Genomic DNA, 4,702 nt, shown 5'->3' on the forward strand with positions numbered 1-4,702 from the left:
GGACTCTCCGCGCCCCAACCCGCGCATCAGTTCCCGAGCGCCCTCCAGACCCTTGGGGGCGAACAGCCGGACGCCGTAGCGGAACCGGTTCTCGCGCACCATCCGGTCCACATGGGGATTGTTCATGGCCCGATAGGTGATCTGACAGTTGATTCCGGCCTGGATGATGGCCGCAGGCATCAGTTCGAAATTTGAGAAGTGTCCGGAGATGAACACCACCGGTCCAGCACCTGCAGCGATGGCGGCCAGCCGCTCCGCGCCATCCACCTCGACCCGGCCGGGGTCTGCGACGATACGGTCCAGGTTGGTGTACTCTGCGGCTGTTCGGCCCAGCTCGGACCATTGCGCCCGCAGTCGTTGGTTGATTTCGGCGCTGTCGGCCTCAGGAAACACCAGTCGCAGATTTCGCTCGGCAACACGGTGCGCCGGAGTCAAGGGGCCAAGCCTGCGGAACAGGGCGGCGCCACAATTTGAAGCGGAATCGATGGGAACAATTCGGGTCACCGTCGAAACGACGCGAAAGAGCGCCGCCTCCAGCATCCAAATCAAATTTGACACGTATGAATGGTTAAGAGTGTCCATCCGGCCTTCTTTGGCGCGGCGCTTCAGTTTGGGCAATGGAGGCAATTGGCGTGGGAATTGCGATCTCCGAACCACGGAGTCCCGGAGCGGGACGCTTGGACACGATGGCCAGGGAATCCATGGACGAGATTGACACCCATCTTGGCCGCCGCTTGCGCCGCCGCCGCCGCCTGCTGGGCATGACCCAGCAGGAGCTCGCAGAGACGTGTGGCGTGCGCTTCCAGCAGATCCAGAAGTACGAATGCGCCGCCAACCGCATGTCGGCTGCACGCCTGTGGCAACTGGCCGACATTCTGGAAGTGCCGATCAGCTACTTTTACGAAGGCTTGACCTGCGATCAACGCGAGCACCTCGAGCGCGGCGAAGATGGTGACGCGAACGACACCATGGCCAGCAAGGAAACCCAGGACCTCATTCACGCCTACTATCAGCTGGGCGAGCGCCCCCGCAGGCGGCTCCTGGACCTTGCAAAGGCGATGAACGGCGAACTGGAAGCCTGATTTTGGCCTGACGTCGGCCGGCCTGAGCGGATAGACTGAGGGTCATGACCCTTGACGCTGCCCGACTGGCCCACCTCGATGCGTTCCTGATCGACCTAAACCAGGCCGCAGCCGCCGAGATACTGCCCCTGTTTCGTGGTGCGCATGGGCTCACCAACAAGATCGAGCTGGGCTTCGACCCCGTCACCGAAGCTGACAAGGGCGCCGAGCGGGCCATCCGCGCCCTGATCGCTGACCGCTTTCCCGATCACGGCGTGATCGGCGAGGAGTACGGCGAGGATCGACCCGACGCCGAGTTCGTCTGGGTGCTGGACCCCGTCGACGGAACGCGGGCGTTTATCGCCGGCCTGCCGTTGTGGTGCACCCTGATAGGCTTGCGGTTCCAGGGCTCGCCGGTACTGGGCTCAATTGGCCAGAGTTTCCTTGACGAGCTGTATATCGGCCACGCAGGCGGCTCCCGACTGATCAACCGGCACGGGGTTACACCCCTCAAGGTCAGGCGCTGCGCCGATCTCTCCACGGCGATCATCGCCACCACCGATCCGGAGGCCTGTTTCACCGAGCAAGAGCGTGAGGCCTGGACGCGGCTGCGCGCGGCGTCGCGGTTGGCTCGACTGGGCTGCGACGCCTATGCCTACGCCATGGTCGCGGCAGGCACCCTCGACCTCGTGGTGGAAGCCGGTCTGAAGAGCTGGGATATCGAGGCGGCGATCCCGGTCATCGCCGGCGCAGGCGGTCTCACCACAGACTGGCGAGGCGCTACGGTCGGGCAGCAGGGCGGCCAGATCGCCATCGCCGGAGACATGGCCTGTCTTCAGGCGGCGCTGGCGGCGTTGTCTCCGTCGGCTGTCTGATCAGGCCTTCGGCTTCGCGGTCTTTTTCGGCGCCGCCTTCGCGGCTGGAGCTTTTTTCGCGGCCGGTGGCTTTGCCGCGGCCTTGGCGGCGGGTTTGACAGCAGCAACCTTCGCGGGGGTTTTGGCGGGCGCTTTGGCCGCAGACTTGGGCGGCGCGACTTTGGCTGACGCTGGTTTGGCGGCAGGCGGCGTGGCGGCAACTGGCTTCGCGGCGGCTTTGGGTGGTGTTTTCTTGGCGACCGCCTTGGCCGGCGAGGCCTTGGGCGGCGAAGACTTGCCCTTTGCTGAGGTCGGTTTGGTGGTGGCTGGCGTGCTTACGGGCACGGCCACAGGCTCGGGTAAGGGCATAGGCTCGGGTACGGGCGCAGACTCTGGAGCAGCAGCAATGGGCGCCGCCAGCGTGGGCTTCGCAGCTTCGGCGGGCTGAGGCGCGGTCTTGCCGGTGAGCGCATCAAACACTCGCAAGAAGAAGTTACGCATGTCGTCCGTCTCCATGAGGATCTCGTGGTAGGCGCCGGGGACAGTGATCAGCCGTCCCTGGGGGAGATTGCGTGCCGCCGCCGCCTGAGCAGCGTTGTCCACCAGCCGGTCGTCGGCGGCGGAAACAATCTCCACCGGAATGGTGACCGTCCGAAGCCGCGCCGAACTGGCCAGGAAACCAGTGGCGCGAAACGCGAAGTCAAGCCAGCCCCAAGTGGGCGCCCCCAGCGCCAGATCCGGATTGGCGCGCACCTGGGCGCGGTAGCGCGCGAACCGGCGCGGATCGTGGGTCAGCACATTCGTGTCGAATGCATCGTCGAAGGGTTGCCCGGGTTGGCCCAGCACATAGCGCCCTGACCGGCCGAGCGCGAGGTTCAGCCGCATCAGCGCCTGGGCGATAACCGGCGAAAACTTGCCAAACTGAAGCCCCAGCATGGGAGCCGAGAGCACGGCGCCGGCGAACCGTCGCTCCCCGTTCGCCAGCGCCAACAGCGTCAGGCACCCCCCCATGGAGTGACCGATGGCCAACCAAGGCATGGGGAGCCGCGCCTCGAACTTGTTGAGCAGCCTGCGGTAGTCTTCGAGAAAGGCCTTGTACCCCTTGGCATGCCCCTTGAGGCGGTCGGGAAGTTCACGAATCGAAAGACCCTGGCCACGCCAGTCATGCGCCAGCACGACGAACCCACGATCCATCAGGTCGCGGATAGTTTCGAAGTACTTCTCGATGGGTTCCGTGCGCCCCCCGGACAGCACGACACTGCCACGCGCCCTCCCCGGGGGCGTGAACAGCGCCGCCCTCAGCTTTGCGCCACCGGCGCCGGTAAACCACACCGGCTCCGCGCCGGGCGGGATCGGATCATCCGGGGTGTCGACGAGATGCGCGGGCTCAAACATCATCTGACCTATATCGCCTGCTCGAAAAGTGCCTGGATCTTTGGCTGCAGGCTGAACGCCAGCCCCATGTCTGACAGCTTCATGCGCCCTGTCATCAGCGCCCGCGTTGGATCGAGCTCTCCCCTGCCCAACCGGACAAGATCGGCGCGACTGATCGAGACCGTGAGGTCCGCGGGTCGGTCGTCGTTTGTGACCGATGCCCCGTCGACGTGGATGACGCCCTCGCCCTTGAGATCGAGCTTTACGGTCTTGCCAAGACCCTCGCCGGCGGCCGCCGCCTGACGGATCCGGTCGGTCAGCTCCGCCAGAGTGGCCATGCCCCGTCTCAACGCTCCCTGGAGCCTGTCCGTTTCAGATGGAATCACCTGAAATGGATAAACAGGCTCGTTTTCATACTGTTAGAGCGCGACGAGCGCTTGAACCGGTATCCACTTCAAGCTGTCACGCTCTGGTGAGGTCGAACATCGCGTCCGGCGTCGGCGGTGTAAACCGCCCGTAACGCGGATATGTCACGTTTGACGCCGGCGCGTCGCTCAGGATCAGCGGGGTTTGACGAACCGCAGGGTCATCCGGTCGCTTTCGCCGATCGCGTCGTACTTCGCGCGATCAAACGCTGGATTGGCCGGCTGGCCTGGCGATGCGGAGCGTTTCACCGGGGGCAGGGTCCAGACGCCGAAGGGGTGATCCTTGGTGTCCTTCGGGTTGGCATTGACCTCCGAACTGGCGGCCAGCTTGAAGCCCGCTTTCTGGGCCGCGGCAACGACCGTGGCCGTGGAGACGTAACCGTCAGTGATGCCCGGGACCTCCGGCCGAGGATCCGCACGGTGCTCTTCTACGCCCAGAAGGCCACCCGGCTTCAGCACGGCGAAGAAATCAGCCATCGCCTTGTCGAGAAAGCCCGGTGTGTAGGTGAAATTGTGGATATTGCGCGACGTAAATACCAGGTCCGCCGAGTTCGGGGCGCCCAGCGGCTTCGAGGCGACACCGAAGCCCGTGTACTTGATCACGCCGTACTTCGACGGGTCGGCATATTTGGCCTTGAACGTCTCAAGGCTCTTCTTGGCAGCCTCGGATGTGCGCGGATTGTCGACGTCGGTGACGCCGGCGACGTAGGTTCCGCCGGTCGCCTTGGCGTAGGGGGCGAGGATCTCGGTCCAATAGCCGCCGCCGGGCGAGATTTCGATCACCGTCTGCTTGGCCTTGAGGCCCCAGAAGCCAAGCGTCGCCGCCGGGTTGCGCGCGCCGTCGCGGGCCTTGTTTTCAGCGCCGCGATCCGCCGAGGCGACGGCGGCCTGCAGCCTGGCGTCGGCGGCATGCGCGGGAAGGGTAGAGAGGGTCAGGACAGCGGCCGAAGCGGCCATGACGATACGAAGCATTGGGGGAGCCTCCGAT

General features: G+C 64.9%; 6 protein-coding genes. 2 read left to right on the plus strand and 4 right to left on the minus strand.

Annotated features, from left to right (window positions below; genetic code table 11):
* A partial coding sequence (locus ACIQ42_RS16150) for a lysophospholipid acyltransferase family protein (protein WP_397423270.1) occupies nt 1-558 on the minus strand: 558 nt, incomplete at its 3' end.
* 128 nt (nt 559-686) lie between these two features.
* Here ACIQ42_RS16150 and ACIQ42_RS16155 point away from each other — a divergent pair.
* Both ACIQ42_RS16155 and hisN read left to right on the plus strand, forming a co-directional pair.
* Nucleotides 687-1,082 carry a helix-turn-helix domain-containing protein gene (locus tag ACIQ42_RS16155; RefSeq protein WP_397423271.1) on the plus strand — a complete coding sequence of 132 codons (396 nt, stop codon included), beginning with the start codon at nt 687-689 and terminating at the stop codon, nt 1,080-1,082.
* A 44-nt stretch (nt 1,083-1,126) separates the two neighbouring features.
* Nucleotides 1,127-1,936: a histidinol-phosphatase gene (hisN, locus tag ACIQ42_RS16160; RefSeq protein ID WP_397423272.1), complete on the plus strand. Its 810-nt coding sequence runs from the start codon at nt 1,127-1,129 to the stop codon at nt 1,934-1,936.
* On the opposite strand, the gene ACIQ42_RS16165 is transcribed toward hisN, so the two are convergent.
* The 3 genes from ACIQ42_RS16165 to ACIQ42_RS16175 all read right to left on the minus strand — a co-directional run bounded on the left by ACIQ42_RS16165 (nt 1,937) and on the right by ACIQ42_RS16175 (nt 4,686).
* Entirely contained in the window at nt 1,937-3,313 is a 1,377-nt protein-coding gene (locus ACIQ42_RS16165) for an alpha/beta fold hydrolase (protein ID WP_397423273.1), read from the minus strand.
* A gap of 5 nt (nt 3,314-3,318) precedes the next feature.
* Nucleotides 3,319-3,627, minus strand: coding sequence for an SCP2 sterol-binding domain-containing protein (locus ACIQ42_RS16170; protein WP_397423274.1), 309 nt, complete (start codon nt 3,625-3,627; stop codon nt 3,319-3,321).
* A 222-nt stretch (nt 3,628-3,849) separates the two neighbouring features.
* Nucleotides 3,850-4,686: a class I SAM-dependent methyltransferase gene (locus tag ACIQ42_RS16175; RefSeq protein WP_397423275.1), complete on the minus strand. Its 837-nt coding sequence runs from the start codon at nt 4,684-4,686 to the stop codon at nt 3,850-3,852.
* Nucleotides 4,687-4,702 lie beyond the last annotated feature (16 nt).

Origin of the sequence: Phenylobacterium sp. (genome assembly GCF_044372605.1) — a bacterium.
Classification (GTDB): Bacteria; Pseudomonadota; Alphaproteobacteria; order Caulobacterales; family Caulobacteraceae; genus Phenylobacterium.